The 21607-nt window shown below is 71.7% G+C and carries 20 protein-coding genes and 1 riboswitch; of the genes, 12 read left to right on the top strand and 8 right to left on the bottom strand.

Going from position 1 to position 21607, the window contains the following annotated elements:
• The first annotated feature begins 55 nt into the window (after positions 1–55).
• The 3 genes from ACIO3O_RS34030 to ACIO3O_RS34020 all read left to right on the top strand — a co-directional run bounded on the left by ACIO3O_RS34030 (position 56) and on the right by ACIO3O_RS34020 (position 2819).
• Positions 56–529, top strand: a complete 474-nt coding sequence (locus tag ACIO3O_RS34030; protein ID WP_185033262.1) for a bifunctional nuclease family protein — start codon at positions 56–58, stop codon at positions 527–529.
• Between the two features lie 214 nt (positions 530–743).
• Entirely contained in the window at positions 744–1358 is a 615-nt protein-coding gene (locus ACIO3O_RS34025) for a MerR family transcriptional regulator (RefSeq protein ID WP_401752656.1), read from the top strand.
• Positions 1359–1448: 90 nt separating this feature from the next.
• Entirely contained in the window at positions 1449–2819 is a 1371-nt protein-coding gene (locus ACIO3O_RS34020; RefSeq protein WP_401752654.1) for a DNA polymerase IV, read from the top strand.
• Positions 2820–2977: 158 nt separating this feature from the next.
• Here the strand turns inward: ACIO3O_RS34020 and ACIO3O_RS34015 are convergent, their stop codons facing one another.
• Positions 2978–3295 (bottom strand): PRC-barrel domain-containing protein, encoded by a 318-nt coding sequence (locus ACIO3O_RS34015; RefSeq protein ID WP_401752652.1) that lies wholly within the window; start codon positions 3293–3295, stop codon positions 2978–2980.
• Between the two features lie 124 nt (positions 3296–3419).
• A riboswitch (glycine riboswitch) is annotated at positions 3420–3516 on the top strand.
• A 199-nt stretch (positions 3517–3715) separates the two neighbouring features.
• On the opposite strand from ACIO3O_RS34015, the gene gcvP reads away from it, so the two are divergent.
• A complete protein-coding gene (gcvP, locus tag ACIO3O_RS34010) occupies positions 3716–6604 on the top strand; it encodes an aminomethyl-transferring glycine dehydrogenase (protein ID WP_401752650.1) in 2889 nt (962 codons plus the stop codon).
• Positions 6605–6724: 120 nt separating this feature from the next.
• Here the strand turns inward: gcvP and ACIO3O_RS34005 are convergent, their stop codons facing one another.
• Both ACIO3O_RS34005 and ACIO3O_RS34000 read right to left on the bottom strand, forming a co-directional pair.
• Positions 6725–6922, bottom strand: a complete 198-nt coding sequence (locus ACIO3O_RS34005; RefSeq protein WP_308436993.1) for a DUF5999 family protein — start codon at positions 6920–6922, stop codon at positions 6725–6727.
• A gap of 316 nt (positions 6923–7238) precedes the next feature.
• A complete protein-coding gene (locus ACIO3O_RS34000; RefSeq protein WP_401752648.1) occupies positions 7239–7844 on the bottom strand; it encodes a hypothetical protein in 606 nt (201 codons plus the stop codon).
• 504 nt (positions 7845–8348) lie between these two features.
• Here ACIO3O_RS34000 and ACIO3O_RS33995 point away from each other — a divergent pair.
• A complete protein-coding gene (locus ACIO3O_RS33995) occupies positions 8349–9857 on the top strand; it encodes a glutamate--cysteine ligase (RefSeq protein WP_401752646.1) in 1509 nt (502 codons plus the stop codon).
• A 341-nt stretch (positions 9858–10198) separates the two neighbouring features.
• A complete protein-coding gene (locus tag ACIO3O_RS33990) occupies positions 10199–10972 on the top strand; it encodes a CPBP family intramembrane glutamic endopeptidase (protein ID WP_401752677.1) in 774 nt (257 codons plus the stop codon).
• Between the two features lie 20 nt (positions 10973–10992).
• On the opposite strand, the gene ACIO3O_RS33985 is transcribed toward ACIO3O_RS33990, so the two are convergent.
• Positions 10993–11832: a PhzF family phenazine biosynthesis protein gene (locus ACIO3O_RS33985; RefSeq protein ID WP_401752644.1), complete on the bottom strand. Its 840-nt coding sequence runs from the start codon at positions 11830–11832 to the stop codon at positions 10993–10995.
• A 170-nt stretch (positions 11833–12002) separates the two neighbouring features.
• On the opposite strand from ACIO3O_RS33985, the gene ACIO3O_RS33980 reads away from it, so the two are divergent.
• Entirely contained in the window at positions 12003–12242 is a 240-nt protein-coding gene (locus ACIO3O_RS33980) for a hypothetical protein (RefSeq protein WP_401752643.1), read from the top strand.
• Here ACIO3O_RS33980 and ACIO3O_RS33975 read toward each other — a convergent pair.
• Positions 12236–12877, bottom strand: a complete 642-nt coding sequence (locus ACIO3O_RS33975; RefSeq protein ID WP_401752641.1) for a hypothetical protein — start codon at positions 12875–12877, stop codon at positions 12236–12238. The two genes, ACIO3O_RS33980 and ACIO3O_RS33975, sit on opposite strands and share 7 nt — an antisense overlap.
• 84 nt (positions 12878–12961) lie before the next feature.
• On the opposite strand from ACIO3O_RS33975, the gene ACIO3O_RS33970 reads away from it, so the two are divergent.
• Positions 12962–14437 carry a SulP family inorganic anion transporter gene (locus ACIO3O_RS33970; RefSeq protein WP_401752639.1) on the top strand — a complete coding sequence of 492 codons (1476 nt, stop codon included), beginning with the start codon at positions 12962–12964 and terminating at the stop codon, positions 14435–14437.
• Positions 14438–14494: 57 nt separating this feature from the next.
• Here the strand turns inward: ACIO3O_RS33970 and ACIO3O_RS33965 are convergent, their stop codons facing one another.
• On the bottom strand, positions 14495–14926 hold the full coding sequence (locus tag ACIO3O_RS33965; protein WP_401752637.1) for an SRPBCC family protein: 432 nt from the start codon (positions 14924–14926) through the stop codon (positions 14495–14497).
• Positions 14927–15193: 267 nt separating this feature from the next.
• On the opposite strand from ACIO3O_RS33965, the gene ACIO3O_RS33960 reads away from it, so the two are divergent.
• The 3 genes from ACIO3O_RS33960 to ACIO3O_RS33950 all read left to right on the top strand — a co-directional run bounded on the left by ACIO3O_RS33960 (position 15194) and on the right by ACIO3O_RS33950 (position 18019).
• Entirely contained in the window at positions 15194–15733 is a 540-nt protein-coding gene (locus ACIO3O_RS33960; RefSeq protein ID WP_401752636.1) for a Clp protease N-terminal domain-containing protein, read from the top strand.
• A 119-nt stretch (positions 15734–15852) separates the two neighbouring features.
• Positions 15853–16866 carry an EamA family transporter gene (locus ACIO3O_RS33955; RefSeq protein WP_401752634.1) on the top strand — a complete coding sequence of 338 codons (1014 nt, stop codon included), beginning with the start codon at positions 15853–15855 and terminating at the stop codon, positions 16864–16866.
• A 202-nt stretch (positions 16867–17068) separates the two neighbouring features.
• A complete protein-coding gene (locus ACIO3O_RS33950; RefSeq protein WP_401752632.1) occupies positions 17069–18019 on the top strand; it encodes a DMT family transporter in 951 nt (316 codons plus the stop codon).
• A gap of 478 nt (positions 18020–18497) precedes the next feature.
• Here ACIO3O_RS33950 and ACIO3O_RS33945 read toward each other — a convergent pair whose 3' ends face one another.
• Positions 18498–19193, bottom strand: a complete 696-nt coding sequence (locus ACIO3O_RS33945) for a pyridoxamine 5'-phosphate oxidase family protein (protein WP_401752631.1) — start codon at positions 19191–19193, stop codon at positions 18498–18500.
• A gap of 35 nt (positions 19194–19228) precedes the next feature.
• On the opposite strand from ACIO3O_RS33945, the gene ACIO3O_RS33940 reads away from it, so the two are divergent.
• Positions 19229–20566 carry an aminotransferase class I/II-fold pyridoxal phosphate-dependent enzyme gene (locus ACIO3O_RS33940; protein ID WP_401752630.1) on the top strand — a complete coding sequence of 446 codons (1338 nt, stop codon included), beginning with the start codon at positions 19229–19231 and terminating at the stop codon, positions 20564–20566.
• A 25-nt stretch (positions 20567–20591) separates the two neighbouring features.
• Here the strand turns inward: ACIO3O_RS33940 and ACIO3O_RS33935 are convergent, their stop codons facing one another.
• The gene (locus ACIO3O_RS33935; RefSeq protein WP_401752628.1) at positions 20592–21569 is read right to left on the bottom strand and encodes a DMT family transporter; all 978 of its coding nucleotides are present in this window, start codon (positions 21567–21569) and stop codon (positions 20592–20594) included.
• Between the last annotated feature and the right edge of the window lie 38 nt (positions 21570–21607).

The following is a 21607-nucleotide window of genomic DNA, read 5'->3' as shown; positions in this document are numbered from 1 at the left end:
GAGTGAACAGGAGCCCGACTACCCAAACCGGTCGGGCACGTCCTAGGGTTGCTGTGTGAACGAGCTCGACGTCGTAGGTGTCAGGGTGGAAATGCCCAACAACCAGCCGATCGTGCTCCTGCGTGAAGTGGGAGGCGATCGGTACCTTCCCATCTGGATCGGACCGGGTGAGGCCACTGCCATCGCCTTCGCCCAGCAGGGGCTGGCCCCCGCCAGGCCGCTGACGCACGACCTCTTCAAGGACGTGCTCGAAGCGGTCGGCCAGGAGCTCACCGAAGTGCGGATCACCGATCTGCGGGACGGGGTGTTCTACGCCGAGCTGGTCTTCGCCAGCGGGGTGGAGGTCAGTGCCAGGCCGTCGGACGCGATAGCGCTCGCGCTGCGCACCGGAACGCCGATCTACGGCAGTGACGGGGTCCTGGACGATGCCGGGATCGCGATTCCGGACGAGCAGGAGGACGAGGTGGAGAAGTTCCGCGAGTTCCTCGACCAGATCTCGCCGGAAGACTTCGGCACCAACAGTCAGTGAGCCACGCGGTCCAGGTGATCCCGTGAGCCGCATGTCCCCGGTGGGCCTTCGGGTCCCCGGGGATTTCTGCGCATTCGAGTAGCCTTTCCCCGAAGAGAGATGCGGGAAACCACTCTCAGGGTGATTATCACTCGGCGTGCCGAGTGTGGCGATCGTTGACGCACCCCGGGTGACTGCCTACCGTCGACAAGGCAGGTCAAGGACGGAGGTCGGCGTGAGAATCAGCGGCGACGGTACGGCGACGGGCGGGCCGTATCCGCTCGGCAGTTCGGCCGACCCCACAGCAAGCACCACCGGAAGCCACACCCCACGTACGGCGGCGGCACAGCCCGCGGCCGAGACGGTCGGATACCGGGGGCCCACCGCGTGTGCGGCGGCCGGTATCACGTACCGGCAATTGGACTACTGGGCGCGCACCGGGCTCGTCGAGCCGAGCGTGCGGCCCGCGTACGGGTCGGGCACGCAGCGGCTCTACAGCTTTCGTGACGTCGTGGTGCTCAAGATCGTCAAGCGGTTCCTGGACACCGGGGTCGCCCTGCAGAACATCCGCGCCGCCGTGCAGCACCTGAGGGCCCGGGGCTTTCAGGACCTGGAGCGGATGACGCTGATGTGCGACGGGGCGACGGTGTACGAGTGCACCTCGCCGGACGAGGTCGTCAGCCTCCTCCAGGGTGGCCAGGGGGTCTTCGGGATCGCCGTGGGCGTGGTCTGGCGGGACGTCGAGACGGCGCTGTCGCAGCTGCACGGGGAGCGCGTGGACACCGGTGAGACGCTCGTCGGGAACAACCCGGGGGACGAGCTGGCGCGGCGGCGCAACCGGGCCGTCTGAGGCCCTCTGCGGGCTTTGTCGCGGGGCGGTGCGCTGCGCGCTGCGGGGCCTTCCGGCCGATTGTCAGTGGCGTAGGGCAGCATCGGTGGGGTGAGGACCGCGCCGACCATTCTGCATCTCGACATGGATGCCTTCTACGCCGCAGTGGAGCAGGCGGCGAAGCCCAGCCTGCGCGGAAAGCCGGTCGTGGTGGGCGGGCTCGGGCCGCGCGGGGTGGTCGCGACCGCTTCGTACGAAGCCAGGCGTTTCGGCGTGCACTCGGCGATGCCGACGGCGCAGGCGCGCAGGCTGGCGCCCAATGCCGCGTACCTGGTGCCGCGCTTCACCGTGTACCGGGCGGTGAGCGAGACGGTGATGGAGCTGCTGGGGCGGCTGTCGCCGCTGGTGGAGCCGCTCAGCCTCGACGAGGCGTTCGTGGACCTGGAGGCCGGGGGGTCGGCTGACGACGAGGCTTCCGCGCGGGCGGTCGGGGAGCGGCTGCGGGAGCAGATCAGGGAGCTGACGGGGCTCAGCGGGTCGGTGGGGCTCGCGGGATCCAAGATGCTGGCGAAGATCGCCTCCGAGGAGGCCAAGCCGGACGGGCTGTGCCTGATAGCGCCCGGGACCGAGCGGGAGATGCTCGCACCGATGTCCGTGCGGATTCTGCCGGGGGTCGGGCCGGCCACGGGCGATCACCTGCGGCGGGCCGGGATGACGACCGTCGCGCACCTGGCGGAGGCGGGCGAGGACGAGCTCGTACGGCTGTTGGGGAAGGCGCACGGGGCGTCGCTGCACCGGATGGCCCAGGGGCTCGACGACCGGCCCGTGGTGGCTGAGCGGGACGCCAAGTCGGTTTCGGTCGAGGACACCTTTGACGTGGATCTGCACGACCGGGTGCGGGTGCGGTCGGAGGTGGAGCGGTTGGCGGACCGGTGCGTGGAGCGGCTGCGGGGGGCGGGGCGGTCGGGGCGGACCGTGGTGCTGAAGGTGCGGCGCTTTGACTTCTCGACGTTGACGCGGTCGGAGACCTTGCGGGGGCCGACGGACGATCCGGGGGTGGTGCGGGAGGCTGCGGCGAGGCTGCTGGAGGGGGTCGACACGACGGGGGGCGTGCGGCTGCTCGGGGTCGGGGTGTCGGGGCTGGCGGACTTCACGCAGGAGGATCTTTTTGCGCAGGCGGCGGAAGCGGCTGCCGCAGCGGCCGCAGCTGGGGGGACGGCGGCTGAGGAAGTGGCTCCGGAGCCTGTCGAGGCGGCGGTCGAGGTGCCGGAAGCGGAAGCGGCCGGGGAGCGGCGGTGGCTGGCCGGGCACGACGTGCGGCATGCGGAGTACGGGGCGGGGTGGGTGCAGGGCAGTGGGCTGGGGAGGGTGACGGTGCGGTTCGAGGAACCGGGGTCGCCGGGGCCGGGGCGGGTGAGGACGTTTCGGGTCGATGAACCGGGGTTGGAGCGGGGGGAGCCGTTGCCGTTGGTGGGTGGCTGAGGTTCGTGCCGGGGGCGCTGCCCCAGGACCCCCGGATTTCGCCCCGGACCCGCCCTTTCCCTAAAGCGCTGCCGCGCGGCTTGGAGTTTGGTTGCTCGCGCCCACGCGGCGGAGCCGCACATCGGCACAGCCTCGCGCCCCTGACGGGGCGCTTCCGGTCAGCGGGGGAGGTGGAGGCCGTAGTGGTGGTAGAGCTGGAGTTCTTGTTCGGGGGAGAGGTGGCGGCCCACGCCGAAGTCGGGGGCGTCGCGGATCAGGGACTTCTCGAAGGGGATGCGGAGGGTGTCGTCCTCCAGGCGGCTGGGCTCCAGCGGGACGAAGGCGTCGCGGGAGAAGAGGCCCGTGCGCAGGGCAGCCCACTCCGGGATGCCGGTGGCGTCGTCGAGGTAGACCTCGTCCACTGTGCCGATCTTGGTGCCGTTCCGGTCGAACGCCTTGCGGCCGATCAGGCTGCGCGGATCGATGTCGGTCTGCACGGTCCCTCCAACTGGTCGCAACTGCTGGGTGAATCCCCGTAAAACACTACGAAAGAGCAGAATCGTGAGGCTGGCCACTCGAGGGATCGAACGATGAGTGCGCTGGTAGGCTGACCGAGGCTGCTGACCCCGTGCGGGAGAGTCCTCCGAGTACGTGTCGGAGGCGCCGAAGGAGCAACTCCTCCCCGGAATCTCTCAGGCCCCTGTACCGCACGGACGAGGTCACTCTGGAAAGCAGGGCGGGTGGCGGATTCGGCGCAGGCCGGAGCGTGACCTTTCCTCACCGACGGTGAAAGTCGGAGTGCCGATCGTGGCGCTCCGGTGAAGCTCTCAGGTTGAGATGACAGAGGGGGAGGCCGTCCGGGTACCCGTGCCGTGGTGCCCCTCGCAGGTCGTGTCGGACCAGGAGGCCTTCCGCAGATGACTGCCAACCGTCGTATTCCGCTCGCCGAGCTTGAGCGTGGCATTCCCTTTGAGCAGCGTCACATCGGCCCTGACGGCGAGGCGCAGGCGAAGATGCTCGCCCAGGTCGGCTACGGGTCGCTCGACGAGCTGACCGCCGCCGCGGTGCCGGACGCCATCAAGAACGCCGAGGCGCTGGGGCTCCCGGACGCGCGCACCGAGGCCGAGGTCCTGGCCGAGTTGCGCACGCTGGCCGACCGCAACCAGGTACTGGCCCCGATGATCGGGCTCGGGTACTACGGGACCTTCACGCCGCCGGTCATCCTGCGGAACGTCATGGAGAACCCGGCCTGGTACACCGCCTACACGCCGTACCAGCCGGAGATCTCGCAGGGACGACTTGAGGCCCTGCTCAACTTCCAGACGATGGTCGCCGAGCTGACCGGGCTGCCCACCTCGGGCGCTTCCCTGCTCGACGAGGGCACCGCCGCGGCCGAGGCCATGTCGCTGGCCCGCCGGGTGGGCAAGGTCAAGCAGGGCGTCTTCCTGGTCGACGCGGAAACGCTTCCGCAGACCATCGCCGTGATCCAGACGCGGGCCGAGCCGACCGGCGTCGAGGTCGTCGTCGCCGACCTGGCCGAGGGCATTCCGGCCGAGATCGCCGAGCGCGGTGTCTTCGGCGTGCTGCTCCAGTACCCGGGCGCCTCCGGTGTGGTGCGGGACATCAAGCCCGTGATCGACGCCGCGCACGAGCTCGGCGCGATCGTCACCGTCGCCGCCGACCTGTTGGCGCTGACGCTGCTGACCTCGCCCGGCGAGCTGGGCGCGGACATCGCGGTCGGCACCACGCAGCGCTTCGGTGTGCCGATGGGCTTCGGCGGTCCGCACGCCGGGTTCATGGCCGTACGCGAGAAGTTCGCGCGCAGCCTGCCGGGGCGGCTCGTGGGTGTCTCGGTGGACGCCGACGGCAACAAGGCGTACCGGCTGGCGCTCCAGACGCGTGAGCAGCACATCCGTCGCGAGAAGGCGACCAGCAACATCTGTACGGCGCAGGTCCTGCTCGCCGTGATGGCCGGGATGTACGCGGTCTACCACGGGCCGGACGGGCTCAAGGGGATCGCGCGGCGCACGCACCGCTACGCGTCGATCCTCGCCGAGGGGCTGACGGCCGGTGGCGTGGAGGTCGTGCACGGCGCGTTCTTCGACACGCTGACCGTGCGCGTTCCCGGCCGCGCCGACGAGGTCGTCGCCGCCGCTCGGGCGAACGGCGTCAACGTCCGCCGGGTCGACGCCGACCTGGTGTCCATCGCCTGCGACGAGACCACCGCGCGCACCCAAGTGGCCGCCGTGTGGGCCGCGTTCGGCGTCGAGGGCGACATCGTCGCACTGGACGAGAGCGTCGGCGAGGCGCTGCCGGAGGGGCTGCTGCGTACGGACGCGTATCTGACCCACCCGGTCTTCCACGCGCACCGCTCCGAGACCGCGATGCTGCGCTACCTGCGCAAGCTCGCCGACCGCGACTACGCGCTCGACCGCGGCATGATCCCGCTCGGCTCCTGCACCATGAAGCTGAACGCGACCACCGAGATGGAGCCGGTGACCTGGCCCGAGTTCGGGGCGATCCACCCCTTCGCGCCGGTCGAGCAGGCCGCCGGATATCTGACGCTCATCCGCGAGCTGGAGGAGCGGCTCGCCGAGGTCACCGGGTACGACGCGGTGTCCATCCAGCCCAACGCCGGTTCGCAGGGCGAGCTGGCCGGACTGCTGGCGGTGCGCGCGTACCACCGGGCGAACGGTGACGAGCAGCGCACCGTGTGCCTGATCCCGTCCTCCGCGCACGGCACCAACGCGGCGAGCGCCGTGATGGCGGGCATGAAGGTCGTCGTGGTGAAGACCGCCGACGACGGCGAGGTCGACGTCGAGGACCTGCGCGCCAAGATCGAGCAGTACCGCGACGAACTGTCGGTGCTGATGATCACCTACCCGTCGACGCACGGCGTCTTCGAGGAGCACGTCGCCGACATCTGCGCGACCGTGCACGAGGCCGGCGGCCAGGTGTACGTCGACGGCGCGAACCTCAACGCGCTGGTGGGGCTGGCCAAGCCGGGCAAGTTCGGTGGCGACGTCAGCCACCTGAACCTGCACAAGACCTTCTGCATCCCGCACGGCGGCGGCGGCCCCGGCGTCGGCCCGGTCGGCGTGCGTGCGCACCTCGCGCCGTACCTGCCCAACCACCCGCTCCAGCCGTCGGCCGGTCCCGAGACGGGTGTCGGCCCGATCTCCGCCGCGCCGTGGGGTTCGGCCGGAATCCTGCCGATCTCCTGGGCGTACGTACGTCTCATGGGCGGCGAGGGCCTGAAGCGGGCCACGCAGGTGGCGGTGCTCGCGGCGAACTACATCGCCAAGCGTCTGGAGCCGCACTACCCGGTGCTCTACACCGGTCCCAACGGACTCGTCGCGCACGAGTGCATCGTGGACCTGCGCCCGCTGTCGAAGGCGACGGGTGTGAGCGTGGACGACATCGCCAAGCGGCTCATCGACTACGGCTTCCACGCGCCGACCATGTCGTTCCCGGTCGCCGGGACACTCATGATCGAGCCGACGGAGAGCGAGAACCTCTTCGAGCTGGACCGGTTCTGCGACACGATGATCGCCATCCGCGGCGAGATCGAGAAGGTCGCGGGCGGCGAATGGCCCGCCGAGGACAACCCGCTGCGCAACGCCCCGCACACCGCGGCCGCGCTCGGCGGCGACTGGGACCACCCGTACACCCGCGAGGAGGCCGTCTTCCCGGCGGGCGTCTCGGCGGCGGACAAGTACTGGCCGCCGGTGCGGCGCATCGACGGTGCGTTCGGCGACCGCAACCTGGTCTGCTCGTGCCCGCCGATGGACGAGTACGACAACTGAGCGGTGACGCCCGGTAGGTGACATGCGTGGGGGCCGGTGCGGAGTGGAGACTCCGGGCCGGCCCCTTCGTCGTACGTCCTGTTCCCGGCGTACGTCGGCTGTGTCGGGTGTGCGGTTCGGCTAGGCAGCGGTGGCCACGTCCAGCGGGCGGTGCGGTGCGATGATCTGCCCGTTCGGCAGGAGCTCACCGGTGTCCTCGAAGAGGAGGACACCGTTGCACAGCAGGCTCCAGCCCTGCTCCGGGTGGTGCGCCATCGGATGGGCGGCCTCCCGGTCGGCGGATTCGGCGGTCGGGCAGGGTGGCTGGTGCTGGCACATGGAAGGGTTCTTTCGCTGCGTGGTGGTCGAGAAGGTGTTCCTGCGGCTCGAATCGGTGTTCATGGCCGCCCCCCGTATCAGTTGGTCCGGTCCCAGTGTTGCCCTACGGGCGTCGTTCCGCAGGGATTTCACGGCAGCTCTTCTTACTGAACAAGGACGCGTCACCCGTGCGGACGGTTCAGCTCAACTGCCCCCTCTCTTCGGGTGGTTCGGGGTGGCCCGGGTGGACTACGCCGGATGGGGCATCCGGACAGGGCGGCGCCCCGCACCGTCGGGCAGGGGGTGCGGGGCGGCGCGCGGGCTTGGGGCGCGGGGGTCAGGCGGGCTGACCGAGGAGCGGGGACGTTTTCGCGGCGGGTGCGGGGGCGAGCCGGAGCGCCAGGGTGGGCATCAGGTCGGCGACCGTGCAGGGGCGGTGGGCGGCGATGCCGGGCGGGGCCGGGGCGAGCGGGACCAGGACGTCGGCCGGGGCCGGTGCGCCGGTCGAGGCGTCGGCGGTGGGGTCGCCGTGCAGCCACAGGGTCAGCATGTAGAGGGCCGGGACGGACAGCAGGCGCGGCTGGCAGTCGGCCGTCATGGACTCGGCCTGGCGCAGCGCGCGCTCGGTGGAGCCGAGGTAGGGGCCCTCGAAGAAGTGCGAGAAGGTCCAGCCGTCCGGGGTGAGCATCGTGTCGGCGGCGGCCACCGCGCGGTCGTTGCTGCGGATCATGAACCGCCAGCCGGTGAGCCGGGTGCGGAAGGGCCCGTCGCCGGGGGTGAGCCGGTCCAGTACGTGGACGGGGAGCGGGAGTTCGGGCGTGTGCGGGCCCGGGAGGGCGCGCAGGGCCGGGGTGCGGGCCTCGCGGACGGCAGTGGGGGAGCCGAGTGCCGCGAGAACGCTGCGCAGGGCGGGCGCGGGAGCCGGGGGTACGTGCAGCGGCATGGTGGGACGCCTCTCGCTCGGGAGACACGGTGAAGCCTGGGCGGTGCGGACGGCGCTGTCAGCGGTGCGGGGCCGGAGGGGGCCTTGGGCGAGGGCCCGGCGTCAACTCTCCGCCTCGTTCGCGGAGTTTATACGACACGTGTTCACACGATGTTTCCGCTAGCTGTCGTGGATATTGCGCGCAAGACAACATCCGGACTTTTCGTACGTGGCCGGACCGGGGGAATCATGGCCGTTTCCCGTGCGATTGCGGGGCGCGGGCGGATATTTCGGCACCGATGCGGTCGGCTTGAACTCGTCGGCGTTTTGGACCACTTCCGTGAAGGTGGTAACTGCGCCGTGCGCCATGCCTGCGGAATGTGCCGCGCGGAATATGTGTCGAGGGTACTGTGCGCCGGTCGCGCGCGGGGCGTTATGGATCAGTCCGTCGGGGCATCATCGACCGTGAACCACAGGACGCAGCGGTCGTGCCGCGGGCTGCCCCGGCTGAGGAAGGACGCTCCGATGGGTGAGAAGGTCGTGGCAGACGGATTTGATCTGTCGGACCGGCAGAAGTACCGGCACAAGCTCCACCAGTGCCTGGAGGGGCTCGGGAGGCTGTTGAAGGAGAAGCGGTTCGACCGGCCCAAGAATCTCATGGGGCTGGAGATCGAGCTGAATCTCGCCGGGCCCGACGGGTTGCCGAAGATGATGAATGCCGAGGTGCTGGACCGCATTGCGAGCCGGGATTTCCAGACGGAACTCGGCATGTTCAATCTTGAGGTCAATATCGTTCCGCACCGGTTGGGCGGACGGGTTCTGGATCAATTGGCGGAGGAACTGCGCACCGGTCTCGGATATGCCCACCGGAAGGCCGCCGAGGTCGACGCGGGCATCGTGATGATCGGCATTCTGCCGACGCTGGGGCGGGACGACCTGGTCCACGCGAACCTGTCGGACGTGGACCGCTACGAGCTGCTGAACGAGCAGATCGTGGCGGCCAGGGGCGAGCCCTTCCAGCTCGACATCGCGGGCGTCGAGCGACTGACCTGCACGTCGGAGTCGATCGTGCCGGAGTCGGCGTGCACGTCGGTGCAGTTGCACCTCCAGGTGACGCCGGGGCGGTTCGCGGACGTGTGGAACGCGGCGCAGGCGGTGGCCGGGGTGCAGATCGCGGTCGGGGCCAACGCGCCGTTCCTGTTCGGGCAGGAGCTGTGGCGCGAGTCGCGGCCGCCGCTGTTCACGCAGGCCACCGACACCAGGCCGCCGGAGCTGATCGCCCAGGGGGTGCGGCCGCGGACCTGGTTCGGGGAGCGGTGGGTGGACTCGGCGTACGAACTGTTCGAGGAGAACCTGAGGTACTTCCCTTCCCTGCTGCCGATCTGTGACGAGGAGGACCCGCTGCGGGTGCTCGACGACGGGGGCGTGCCGCAGCTGAAGGAGCTGGTGCTGCACAACGGGACCGTGTACCGGTGGAACCGGCCGGTGTACGGGATCGCGGACGGGGTGCCGCATCTGCGGGTGGAGAACAGGGTGCTCCCGGCGGGGCCGACGGTGACCGACGTGATCGCGAACGCCGCCTTCTACTACGGACTCGTACGAGCGCTCGCCGAGGACCCCAGGCCGGTGTGGCGGCGGATGGCGTTCGAGGACGCGGAGGCGAACTTCGACACGGCGTGCCGGTACGGGATCGACGCGGAGCTGACGTGGCCGCGCGGCGGGCGGGGGTCGGGGACGCAGAAGGTGCCCGCGGTGAAGCTGGTGCGGGACGAGCTGTTGCCGTTGGCGGCGGCGGGGCTGGACGCGTGGGGGGTCGAGGCGGCGGACCGGGACCGGTATCTCGGGGTGATCGAGGAGCGGTGCAGGCGGCGGGTGAACGGGGCGTCGTGGCAGGTGGAGACGTATCACCGGGCGGTGGAGGCGGGGTTGGGGAGGGAGGCTGCGCTGGCGGCGATGACGCGGAGGTACGGGGAGTTGATGTGGGGTGGGGAGCCGGTGCATTTGTGGCCGGTGGGGTTTCCGGGGCGGGGGTGAGGGGCGGGGTCTGCGGGGTGCGGGGTGCGGGGTGCGGGGTGCGGGGTGCGGGGCGGCGCGGGGTGTGCGGCGGTGCGGGGGTGGGCCGGGGGGTGGGGCGCCTGTCCGGCGCGGGGAGTTCCGCTGTGCCCACCCGTTCCGCCCTGCGGAACGATTGCCCACAGCGGGGGGGAGGGGTCGCGGAGCGATTGCCCAAAGCGGGGGGCGATGGCCCACAGCGGTGGGGGGTGCGGAGCGATGGCCCACAGTTGGGGAGGAGGAGGGAGGATGGGGTGATGTTGGTGGAGGGCTGAGTGTGAGGGGATGGCGGGTCGGTGGCTGATGTGGTGGTGGGGAAGTCGGTGAGTGGGCGGTGGGGGGCGTCCGGGCGGCGGGTGCTGGGGGTTGAGCTTCTGATTGTGTTGGCCCTGTCGCTCGGGGCCAGCGGGGTTTCCGCGTTGATCAGGTTCATCGGGGCGTTGACGCGGCCCGGCGGGCTGAAGGACCAGGCGGCGAACCTGAATTCGTCCGCGGCGCCCGGGCGGCCGTGGCTGGACCTGGTGTGGCAGCTGTTCAGCATCTCGACGGCGTTGGTGCCGGTGGTACTTGTCGCGTACCTGCTGCTCCGGGAGGGGAGCGGGCTGCGGGAGATCGGGTTCGACCGGTCGCGGCCGTGGTCGGACCTGGGGCGCGGGACGCTCGTCGCGGCGGGGATCGGCAGTGCCGGGCTCGCCTTCTACCTGGTGATGAACGCGGCCGGGTTCAACCTCACCGTCGTGCCGGAGTCGCTGCCCCAGGTGTGGTGGAAGTACCCCGTACTGATCCTGTCGGCGATCCAGAACTCCGTGCTGGAGGAGGTCATCGTCGTCGGGTACGTGCTGCGCAGGCTGGGGCAGTTGGGGTGGACGCCGATGGCGGCGCTGGTCGCCAGTTCGGTGCTGCGGGGGTCGTACCACCTGTACCAGGGGATCGGCGGGTTCCTCGGGAACGTCGTGATGGGTGTGGTTTTTGTGCTGCTGTACCGCAAGTGGGGGCGGGTGGGGCCGCTGGTGGCGGCCCACGCGCTGCTCGATGTCGGGGCTTTTGTCGGGTACGCGGTGTTGGCGGGGAAGGTGGACTGGCTGCCCACTCTCTGAGGCCAGGGGGTGGGGAGGCGTCAGGGGGTGGGGAGGAGTTCGCCGTCGAGCACGGTGACCGCGTGGCCCGTGAGGTGGGTGCGGTCGCCGTGCAGTGACGTACGGACGGTGCCGGTACGGCGGCCGCCCTGGAGGCCGGTGAGTTCGGCCCGGCCCAGGCGGTCGGACCAGAACGGGGCGAGGGCGGTGTGCGCGCTGCCCGTCACCGGGTCCTCGTCGACGCCGACGGCCGGGAAGAAGCAGCGGGAGACGAAGTCGTACCCCTGGGAGGGGTCCTCGGCGCGTGCCGTGGCGATGACGCCGCGCCGGGAGAGTGCGGCCAGGGCCTTGAGATCGGGGGCGAGGGCGCGCACGTCCTTCTCGCTGCGGACCTCCACGAGGTAGTCGCCGACCTGGTCGCCGGTGTAGAGGACCGTGAGCGGCTCGGTGCCGAGGGCCTCGGCGAGGCCGGTGGGGGTCTCGGTGGGGAGCAGCGGGGCGGTCGGGAAGTCCAGGGTGTGGGCGCCGTCGGCGGCGGGGGTCGCGGTGAGGATGCCGCTGCGGGTGGAGAAGTCGACGGGGCCGGTGGTCAGGCCCGTGCTGCGCAGGACGTGGGCGGTGGCCAGGGTGGCGTGGCCGCACATGTCGACTTCGGTGGTGGGGGTGAACCAGCGGAGGGCCCAGAGGGGGGTGGCTTCGGGGCCGGCCCCGGGGGTGGGGAGGGGGTGGGCGAAGGCGGTTTCGGAGAGGTTGAGTTCGGCGGCGACGTGCTGGAGCCAGGGGGCCGGGGGGAAGGCGGTGGCGGTCTCCAGGAGGAGGACGCCGGCGGGGTTGCCGTGGAAGGGGGTGGTGGTGAAGGCGTCTACGGTGCGGATCTTCATGGAAGGAGCGTACGGAGGCGGGGGTGGGGGGTGGCAGGGCCAATTCGGGGCGGGTGGACTTGGGGTGGGGAGGGTGACGGCGGTTGGGCCTGGTGGGTGATTGGTGGCGAGGGGTGGGGAGTTCGGGGGGTTAGGGTGCTTCGGTTGTTGTTGGGGTTGAGGAGGCATTTGTGGCTGTTTTTATGTTGCAGTTGGCGGAAGGCGCCGATGACGTGGTCGAGGCGCAGGCCGCCGGGCGGACCAAGTCCGGGGAGATCGTCCTGGAGGCCGCCGACGAGCGGGGGAATCCGGTGCGGATTCGGACGTACCGGCCCGACGCGGTGACGGCCGTGTTCCGGCGGGGGCCCGCCGAGTCCGGGAGTTACGGGTGGATTCCGCAGCCCGCGAGCGGCACCTGGTGGTGCTACTGACGCGGTCGGCGCGTCAACTCGCCGACCGGCGCGAGCGGGTGGCCCTGTGCCGCCGCGCACCACCACACCGCCGAGCCGTTCCGTACCACCGCATGGACGCCCAGACCGTGCCGATCGCACACCGGCCACACGCGCCGGGTCAGGGTCATGAGTCCCTCTTGCAGGTGATCCGCCACCGCCGCCACCGCGCCGGTCGGATCGTCCCCCGCGGAGGCCGGCAGGCCGCCGCCCAGACGCCGCCCGTCCGCCAGCACCACCCCGGCAGCAGGCGGGAAGGCGTCCTCCAGCAGAACCAGGTGCGCGTCGCCCCTCAGATCCAGGTCCCGGACCGCGACCCGCAGCGCCCCGCGCAGGACCTCAAGACGCTCCGGCGCATGCGTGAAGCCCGGGTCGAAGGCGCACTCGGCGAGCAGGCGCTCGGCGAGGCCGCGCAGTTCCGGCTCGTGGAGCGCGGCCGGGGTGCACTCCAGGACGTCCCGGACGGCGTCACCCTGGTTCCCCGCGTCGAACAGCGCGCAGGCCAGGGGCACCGGGTCCGGGGCTGCGGCCGGGCTCCCTGTGCGCAGGGACAGGTACAGCGCGAGGGCCAGGTGCTCGACGGGCGAGCCGGGGTGCGGGGCCGGTTCCGGCGGCATGGGGATGCGTACCTCCGTGGTGGGTGCACGTAAGGTGGGGGCCTTTGTGCCTCGGTGGCACCGTACGTCTACGGAAACGGCTCCATGTCCTCCCTGCTCACGCTCCGCCCCTCCCGGCCCGACTGGCTGGCGTCCCCGAAGGTGTTCCGTACCGAGGTGCTCGGGGGGCTCGTCGTCGGGCTGGCGCTGATCCCCGAGGCGATCTCGTTCTCGGTGATTGCCGGGGTCTCGCCGAGCGTGGGGCTGTTCTCCGCCGTGACGATGGCCGTGGTGATCTCGGTGGTCGGCGGGCGGAAGGCGATGATCTCGGCGGCGACGGGGGCCGTCGCGCTCGTCGTGGCGCCGCTCAACAAGGAGTACGGGCTCGGGTATCTCGTTGCGGCCGTGATCCTGGGCGGGCTGATGCAGGTCGCGCTGGGGGCGCTCGGGGTGGCGCGGCTGATGCGGTTCGTGCCGCGCAGCGTGATGGTGGGGTTCGTCAACGCGCTGGCGATTCTGGTGTTCATGGGGCAGTTTCCGGAGCTGACGGATGTGCCCTGGGCGGTGTATCCGCTGGTCGTGGGCGGGCTGGTGCTCACCGCGCTGTTCCCGAGGGTGACGACGGTGGTGCCCGCGCCGCTGGTGTCGATCGTGATCCTGACGCTGATCACGGTGGGGGCGGGGATCGCCGTACCGACCGTGGGTGACCGGGGCGAGCTGCCGTCGTCGCTGCCCGTGCCGGGGCTGCCGGACGTGCCGTTCACCCTGGACACGCTGAGCACGGTCGCTCCGTACGCCTTCGCGCTCGCGCTGGTGGGACTGCTGGAGTCGCTGATGACGGCGAAGCTGGTGGACGACATCACGGACACGCACTCCAACAAGACCCGTGAGTCGGTCGGGCAGGGCATCGCCAACATCGTCACCGGGCTGCTGGGTGGGATGGGCGGCTGCGCCATGATCGGGCAGACGATGATCAACGTGAAGGTGTCCGGGGCCAGGACCCGGCTGTCGACCTTCCTGGCGGGTGCGTTCCTGCTGGTGCTGTGTCTGGTGCTGGGGCCCGTGGTGTCACAGATCCCGATGGCGGCGCTCGTGGCGATCATGGTGCTGGTGTCGGCGGCGACCTTCGACTGGCACTCGGTCATGCCGAGGACGCTGCGCCGCCTGCCGCTCGGCGAGACGCTGGTCATGCTGATCACCGTCGCGTGCGTGGTGGCCACCCACAACCTGGCCGTCGGCGTCGTCGTCGGGTCGGTCAGCGCGATGGTGATCTTCGCGAAGCGGGTGGCGCACCTGGCGGACGTGGTGCGGGTGGTGGACGGGGAGCAGGTCGTCTACACCGTCACCGGGGAGCTCTTCTTCGCCTCCTCGAACGACCTCGTCTTCCGGTTCTCGTACAAGGACGATCCGGCGGAGGTGGTGATCGACCTGTCCCGGGCGCACATCTGGGACGCCTCGACGGTCGCCGCGCTGGATGCCGTCGAGACCAAGTACGCCCGGTACGGGAAGACGGTCGTGCTGGAGGGGCTCAACGAGCCGAGCGCGGCCATGCACGGGAAGCTGGCGGGGCGGCTCGGGTAGCTGCCCCTGCCCGTGCGCTCGTCCATGCCTGCGTCCGTGCCTGCGTCCGTGCCTTCGTCAGGCGACGAGTCCGGCGAGTTTGTGCAGCGACTCGGTGAGGGCGGTCGTCGCGGAGTCCTTCAGTTTGTTCGCCATCAGGGACACGGCGGCCCCCGTGAACTCTCCGTCGATACGGGCCAGGGTGCCGCCCGCGTCGGCGGGCGCCAGCGAGTAGCGCATCGCCAGGCCGACCCCCATGGGGCCCTTGCCGCGCACGGCGAGGAGCCGGTCCTGCTCCAACTCCTCGACGGTCCAGTCGACTTCGGCGGGGAAGCCCATCAGCTTCATGTTCTCCTGGTACGTCGACCCGACCGCGAGGGGGCTGGGGCCGCCGTTCGGGAAGCTGGTGTGGGTCGCGTTCCACTGGTCGTACGTCGTGAAGTCCGTCAGCCGGGACCAGACCTCGCCCGCCGGTGCTTCGATGCGTGCCTCTGCGCTGACCTCGGCCATGGGAGCTTCCCTTCCGCGCGGAATCCTGCTGGGTGTCGCGGAACGTAGCGGCAGGGGCTCGAACATTCAATACTGACGAACCGTCAGCAGGGCGTCGGTGGCGGAGCGGAGGGGATTCTGAGCCGTTCGGTGCCGTTCTCAGGGAAGTTTCATCCGATCTCCTCCGCAAGGATGAGGGGATGGACTGCCGTGCCCAACTCCCGTGGGACGCCCGAATGCTCCCCCGCGCGGATGACCGCGCCGGGGTGCGGGTGATGAGGTGGAGGGGTGCACCACACCGCCCGACGTCCTTCCGGCGCTTCCGGTACCGGAGAGGGCGTCCCCCCGCGCGCCGACATCGAGACCAGGCTCACCGGAGAGCTGGCCACGGTGGTCGCCGGCGCGCGCCGAAGGGCCCTGCGGGACGGCGACCGGCAGATCGACACCGCCCATCTGCTGCACTCCCTCCTGGAGACCGACCCCGAGGTGCGTGCCGCCTTCGCGGGCGCGGACCAGCTCGCCCGCGTCCTCGGCTACCTCGTGCAGCGCAGCATCGGCTACGGGCTGCGCTGGCAGGCCAGGGCGGAGGGGGTGCCTCCGGTGACGCCCGCGACGCCCGTGACGGGCTGGTCGCCCGCCGCCGTACGTGCCATGGAGGCCGCCCTCGCGCGGGCCGAGGCGCGCGAGGACCTCCGGGCGGGCGGCACCGACCTGCTGGCCGCGGTCGCTGCCGACCCCGACTGCCGGGCGGTCGAGGTGCTGCGGCACGCGGGCGTGGACCCGGTGGGGCTGGTGGGACGGTTGTGCGCGGCGTCCAGGACCGCCTGACCTTCGCGTTTGGAGGTCAGGGACGTTCGGTCTTCACGATCTGAGGTGGTTTGCCGGGGTGTTGTCTCGACAGGTGTCAGGCACGTGACGGTACTGACCCGGCCTGTCATGATGTTCCGATGCACGCTCAGGGGAGGAGCGTCGGCCTGGGTCTTGCCCTGGTCTCGGCGCTCGCATTCGGTGGATCAGGTGTCGCGGCCAAGCCGCTGATCGAGGCGGGGCTCGACCCGTTGCACGTGGTGTGGCTGCGGGTGGCGGGAGCGGCGCTCGTGATGCTGCCGGTCGCCTGGCGCCACCGTGCGCTCGTCCGCCGCAGGCCCGCTCTGCTGGCGGGCTTCGGGCTGCTCGCGGTCGCCGGTGTACAGGCCTTCTACTTCGCCTCGCTGTCCCGGATACCGGTCGGCGTCGCCCTGCTCGTCGAGTACCTCGCGCCCGCGCTGGTGCTGGGCTGGGTGCGGTTCGTGCAGCGCAGGCCGGTGACGCGGGCGGCCGCCGTCGGCGTGGTGCTCGCGGTCGGAGGCCTGGCGTGCGTGGTCGAGGTGTGGGCGGGGCTCACCTTCGACGTCCTGGGCCTGCTGCTCGCGCTGGGCGCGGCCTGCTGCCAGGTCGGCTACTTCGTGCTGTCCGACCAGGGCGGCGAGGGCGACGACGCCGCCGACCCGCTGGGCGTGATCGCGTACGGACTGCTCGTCGGCGCGGTCGTCCTGACCGTGGTCGCGCGGCCCTGGAGCATGGAGTGGGACATCCTGGGCGGCGCCGTCGACATGGGCGGCAGCCAGGTGCAGGCGTGGGTGCTGCTCGGCTGGATCGTGCTGATCGCGACCGTCCTCGCGTACGTCACCGGAGTCGTCTCGGTACGGAAACTGTCGCCGCAGGTCGCGGGCGTCGTGGCCTGCCTGGAGGCGGTCATCGCGACCGTGGCGGCCTGGGTGCTGCTGCGCGAGCACCTCTCGCTGCCGCAGATCGTGGGCGGGGCCGTGGTCCTCGTCGGCGCGTTCATCGCGCAGTCGTCCACGCCCAAGGCGCCGAGCGACGGACCGGTGGCGGGCGGCGGCACGCCGGCCGGAGCCCACGGCGCGGGTGAAGTCCAGGACGCGGAAAGCGCGTTGTCCGTCGGACGGACCGCGCCGTAGGGTGGCGATCATGCCCACCACACGCGTCCTTCCCCCTCCCGCCGCCCTCTAGCGCGCGGGACCGCAGGAGCCGAAGACCCCGGGGTGCGCCCCGGGGCCGATCGCCGCTGCCCGCGCGCGAAGCCGAACGACCGATCCGTCTTCGCTTCTCGTGGGGAGTCACGTGTCCAAGAGTGTTGTTGTCGATGTGCGTGGTGCACGCGTGCCCGTTCTGTCCGTCGGGCGGGGCCTGCTGTATCTGATCGTCGCCGGGGTCGCCTGGGGGACCGCCGGGGCGGCCGCCGCGCTGGTCTTCGGGGCCAGTGACCTCGGTCCGCTGGCGTTGTCGTTCTGGCGGTGTGCGGGCGGGCTGGTGCTGTTGGCCGTCGTACGGGCGTGTGCCGGGCGGCGTCCGGGGCCCGCGGTGGCCGAACCCCGCCGTCGGCGGTTGGCCCGTGTGGTGTCCACCGGGCTCGCGCTCACCGTCTTCCAGAGCGCCTATTTCGCCGCCGTCCAGGGCACCGGGCTCGCCGTGGCGACCGTCGTCACGCTGGGGGCGGGGCCCGTGTTCATCGCGCTGGGTGCGCGGGTGCTGCTCGGGGAGCGGCTCGGGGGCGGCGGGGTGTGTGCCGTCGTGGGGGCGCTGGCCGGGCTCGCCGTACTGACGCTGGGCGGCGACGGCGGGGCGGTGCGCCCCGGCGGCGTACTGCTGGCGCTGCTGTCGGCGGCCGCGTACGCGGTGATGACACTGCTGACGCGGTGGCTCGGGCGGGACGGCGGTGGCGGCGACCCGGTCGCCACGTGCGCCGGGACCTTCGCGGTCGGGACGGTGTGCCTGCTGCCGCTCGCGCTGGCGGAGGGGCTGCTGCCGCACACCGGTGAACCCGCCCTGGTGGTGGGGTTGTTGGTGTACGTGGCGGCCGTGCCGACCGCGCTCGCGTACGCGCTGTACTTCGCCGGGGCGGCCGTCGTACGGTCCGCGACCGTGTCGGTGATCATGCTGCTGGAGCCGGTCAGCGCCGCTGTCATCGCGGTGGTACTCCTCGGGGAGGAGCTGACGGCGGCCACCGTGCTGGGCACGCTGCTGCTGCTCACGGCGGTGCTGGGGCTGGCGTACGGGGAGGCACGGGCGGCGACCCGGGCGCGGCGGGAGGCCGTTGCCGTAGAGGCATAGGGCGCCCGAAGTGACGTAAGCGGAAGGGGGATTGAGCGGCTGCGGCGCTAGGGCGAGGCCCGGGCCAGACTGCCGCAGGGGCCTTGGGTGAACTCGAAGCGGCCCTGGTCCCGCTTCCGGCGGAGGCCTCCGAAGGCGGGGCGACGATCGGGGCCGCCGCCGGACGCATCCGGCGACGGGGTGCGCGGCGGGTGCCCCGGCGGCTCATTGCCCCGCGAGGCCGGGGTCGACCTCGCGGAGCCGCGTACCGGGTGGAAGGACGCGGACTGCCGGACGCGGACTCCCTCGGCGCCCGGCGGGCAGAGGGTCAGGATCAGCGGGGTCATGGGATGTGGACGGCTGACGGTGCGGCACGCGCGCCGCTGAGCCCGCACGAGGTCAGGCACGCGCGCTGGGGCCCACGAGGTCGGGCACGCGCGCCGCTGGGGCGAAGCCCGCAGCGTGGGGCCGTGCCGTCGAGACTTCCGGGCGAGGCCCCTCAGAGGGTGTTGAGGTAGTCCGGCAGGGTGATGGACGGGTCGAGGTCGTCGGCCGGGATCGGCAGGCCGTGGCCGCGGGTCAGGGGGACGACTCCGGTCCAGTGCGGGAGGGTGGCGTCCTCGGGCTCGTCGTTGGGGCCGCCGGTGCGGACCTTGGCGGAGACCTCGGTCAGGTCCAGGCGCAGGACGGCCGTCGCGGCGAGCTCCTTGGCGTTGGCGGGGCGGGAGTCGCGTGAGCGGCCCGGGACGACGTGGTCCACGAGGGCGTCGAGCGCGATGCGCCGCTCCGCCTCGTCGACGACCGGGCGGGCCGTGCCGAGCACCACGACCGAGCGGTAGTTGATGGAGTGGTGGAAGGCGGAACGGGCCAGGACCAGGCCGTCGACGTGCGTGACGGTCAGGCAGACCTCGATGCCCGGAGCCTCCTCGGTGCGCCCGGCGGCGCGCAGCGGACGCGATCCCGTCGACCCGTGGACGTACAGGCTGTCGCCGATGCGGCCGTAGAGGGTCGGCAGCACGACGGGGGCGCCGTCGCGGACGAAGCCGAGGTGGCAGACGTAGGCCTCGTCCAGTATCGAGTGCACCAGTTCGCGGTCGTAGGAGGCACGGTCGGGGGAGCGGGTGGGGACGGTGCGGTCGGTGGGGGTGTAATCGCCGGAGACGGTGCTGCCGCTGCGAGTGGGGCTGTCCTGCATTGCGCTCTCCATTGCACTAGTGCATACTACGTTTTGTGCTAGGAGAGTATCGGATCAGTGGCAGGCGTGCAGCAGAAATTTCCGCGAGCGTGGAGCGTGGGGTGGGCGAGGGCGCGCTGAAGCCCGGTCAACTCCTGCCCCCGATGCGGGAGTTGGCGGGCGAACTCGGGGTGAATCCCAATACGGTCGCGTCCGCATACCGGAATCTGCGGGAGCGCGGAGTGATCGAGACGGCCGGGCGGCGGGGGAGCCGCATCCGGGAGCGGCCCGCCGTGACGGCGCGCGAGTCGATGCGGGCGGACGTTCCGGAGGGCGTACGGAACATCAGCAACGGGAATCCGGACACCGCGCTGCTGCCGTCGCTGAAGGACGCGACGGCGTGGGCCGTGGCGCGCGCCGACGCGGAACCCGTGCTGTACGGCGAGAAGGCCGTCGAGCCGGAGCTGGTGCGGCTGGCGCGGGCGGACTTCGACGCGGCGGGCGTGCCGGACGGGCCGGTGGCGGTGGCGTCGGGGTCGCTGGACGCGATCGAGCGGGTGCTCGCCGTACATCTGAAGCCGGGGGACGCGGTCGCCGTGGAGGACCCGGGCTGGGGAGCCATGCTCGATCTGGTGCCCGCGCTCGGGCTGCGGGCGGTGCCGGTGGCGGTGGACGACGAGGGTCCGCTGCCGGGCGAGGTGGAGCAGGCCCTGCGGGCCGGGGCGCGGGCGGTCGTGGTGACGGCACGGGCGCAGAACCCGACGGGGGCGGCGGTGGGTGCGGCGCGGGCGGCGGAGCTGCGCGAGGTGCTGGCGGCGCACCCGTCGGCCCTGCTGGTCGAGGACGATCACGGGCACGGGATCGTGGACCTGCCGGTGCATCCGCTGGCCGGGGCGGGGTCCGGGCACTGGGTGTTCGTACGGTCGGTGTCCAAGGGGTACGGGCCGGACCTGCGGGTCGCGGTGATGACCGGCGACGCGGAGACCGTGGACCGGGTGCGGGGGAGGCAGCGGCTGGGGCCCGGATGGGTGAGCCGGCTGCTCCAGCAGACGGTCGTACGGCTGTGGACCACGGGCGCGGTGGACAGCGGGGCGGTGGCGCGCTCGTACGGGGAACGGCGGGACGCGCTGATCGCGGCGCTGGCGGAGCGGGGGGTGCGGGCGCACGGGCGGAGCGGGATGAACGTGTGGGTGCCGGTGGCCGACGAGACCGGGGTGGTGGCGCGGATGCTCTACGCGGGGTGGGCCGTGGCACCGGGGGCGCGGTTCCGGCTGCGCACGGGGCCGGGGGTGCGGCTGACCGTGTCGACGCTGGGGATCGACGAGGTCGGGGTGGTGGCGGACGCGCTGGCGGAGGCGATCGGGGAGGTGGGGGTGGGGCGGCGGTACGAGTGAGGGGGGGACCGCCGTCCCGGGCGGGTCAGGGGGCCTTGCGGGGCTGGGTGAGGAAGGCGCCGAGCAGGACGACGAGGGCGCCGACGGGCGTGTTCCAGGAGAGGTGTTCGCCGAGCAGGGTGACGCCCGCGGCGGTGGCGATCACCGGGATGAAGTAGGTGACCATCTGGGCCGTGGTGGGACCGACCTCGCGGACCAGGCCGTACTGGATCAGCGTCGCCAGCCCTGTGCCCAGTGCGCCCAGCGCGGCCACGGCGAGGAGCGGCAGGACGGGGAAGTGGGTCGGCAGCGTGGTGAAGAGGGGGGTCACGATCGCCAACTGGGCTGTGGCCAGGATCAGTTGGGTGCCGGTCATGGAGAGGGCGGAGTCCTTGCTGCCGCCCAGCGTGCGGCGCAGGTAGATCCAGCCGATCGGGTAGCTGAGGGAGGCCAGGAGGGCCATCACGGTGCCGGTCGGGTCGACGCCGGAGAAGCCCTGCCAGGCGCCGAGCACCGTCAGCACGCCGAGGAAGCCCAGGCCCAGACCGGCGACGCGGCGGCGGGTGGGACGGTCCTCGGAGAGCGCGACGAGCGAGAGCGCCATGCCCCAGAGGGGTGAGGTCGCGTTGCAGATGCCCGCGAGCGTCGAGGGGATCGTCAGCTCGGAGTAGGCGAAGAGGGAGAACGGGAGCGCGTTCAGGAAGAACGCGGAGACCGTGAGATGACCCCAGGCGCGCGCCGAGCGCGGCAGCCGTTCGCGCTTCAGCGCCATCACCGCGACCAGGACGAGCGCCCCGAACAACAGCCTGCCGAAGGTGACGTGGAACGGTGCGAAACCCTCCGTGCCGACCTTGATGAAGAGGAAGCTGAAGCCCCAGATCAGGGCGAGGACCGCGAAGCGGATGCGCCAGTCGAGCACCGGGCGATGGGACGCGGCGGGTGCGGGTGCGGGGGCATCGGCGGGGGCTGAAATCGGCGGTGCGGCGGTGCGGCTGGCGGCCGGTGGCACGGGGGTCATGGACATCACTGTGGGCCGATCCGACCTCGTAGCACAAGCAACTT

The organism is Streptomyces sp. NPDC087440 (assembly GCF_044744005.1).
Taxonomy (GTDB): domain Bacteria; phylum Actinomycetota; class Actinomycetes; order Streptomycetales; family Streptomycetaceae; genus Streptomyces.
This window is presented reverse-complemented; position numbering and strand designations above follow the sequence as displayed.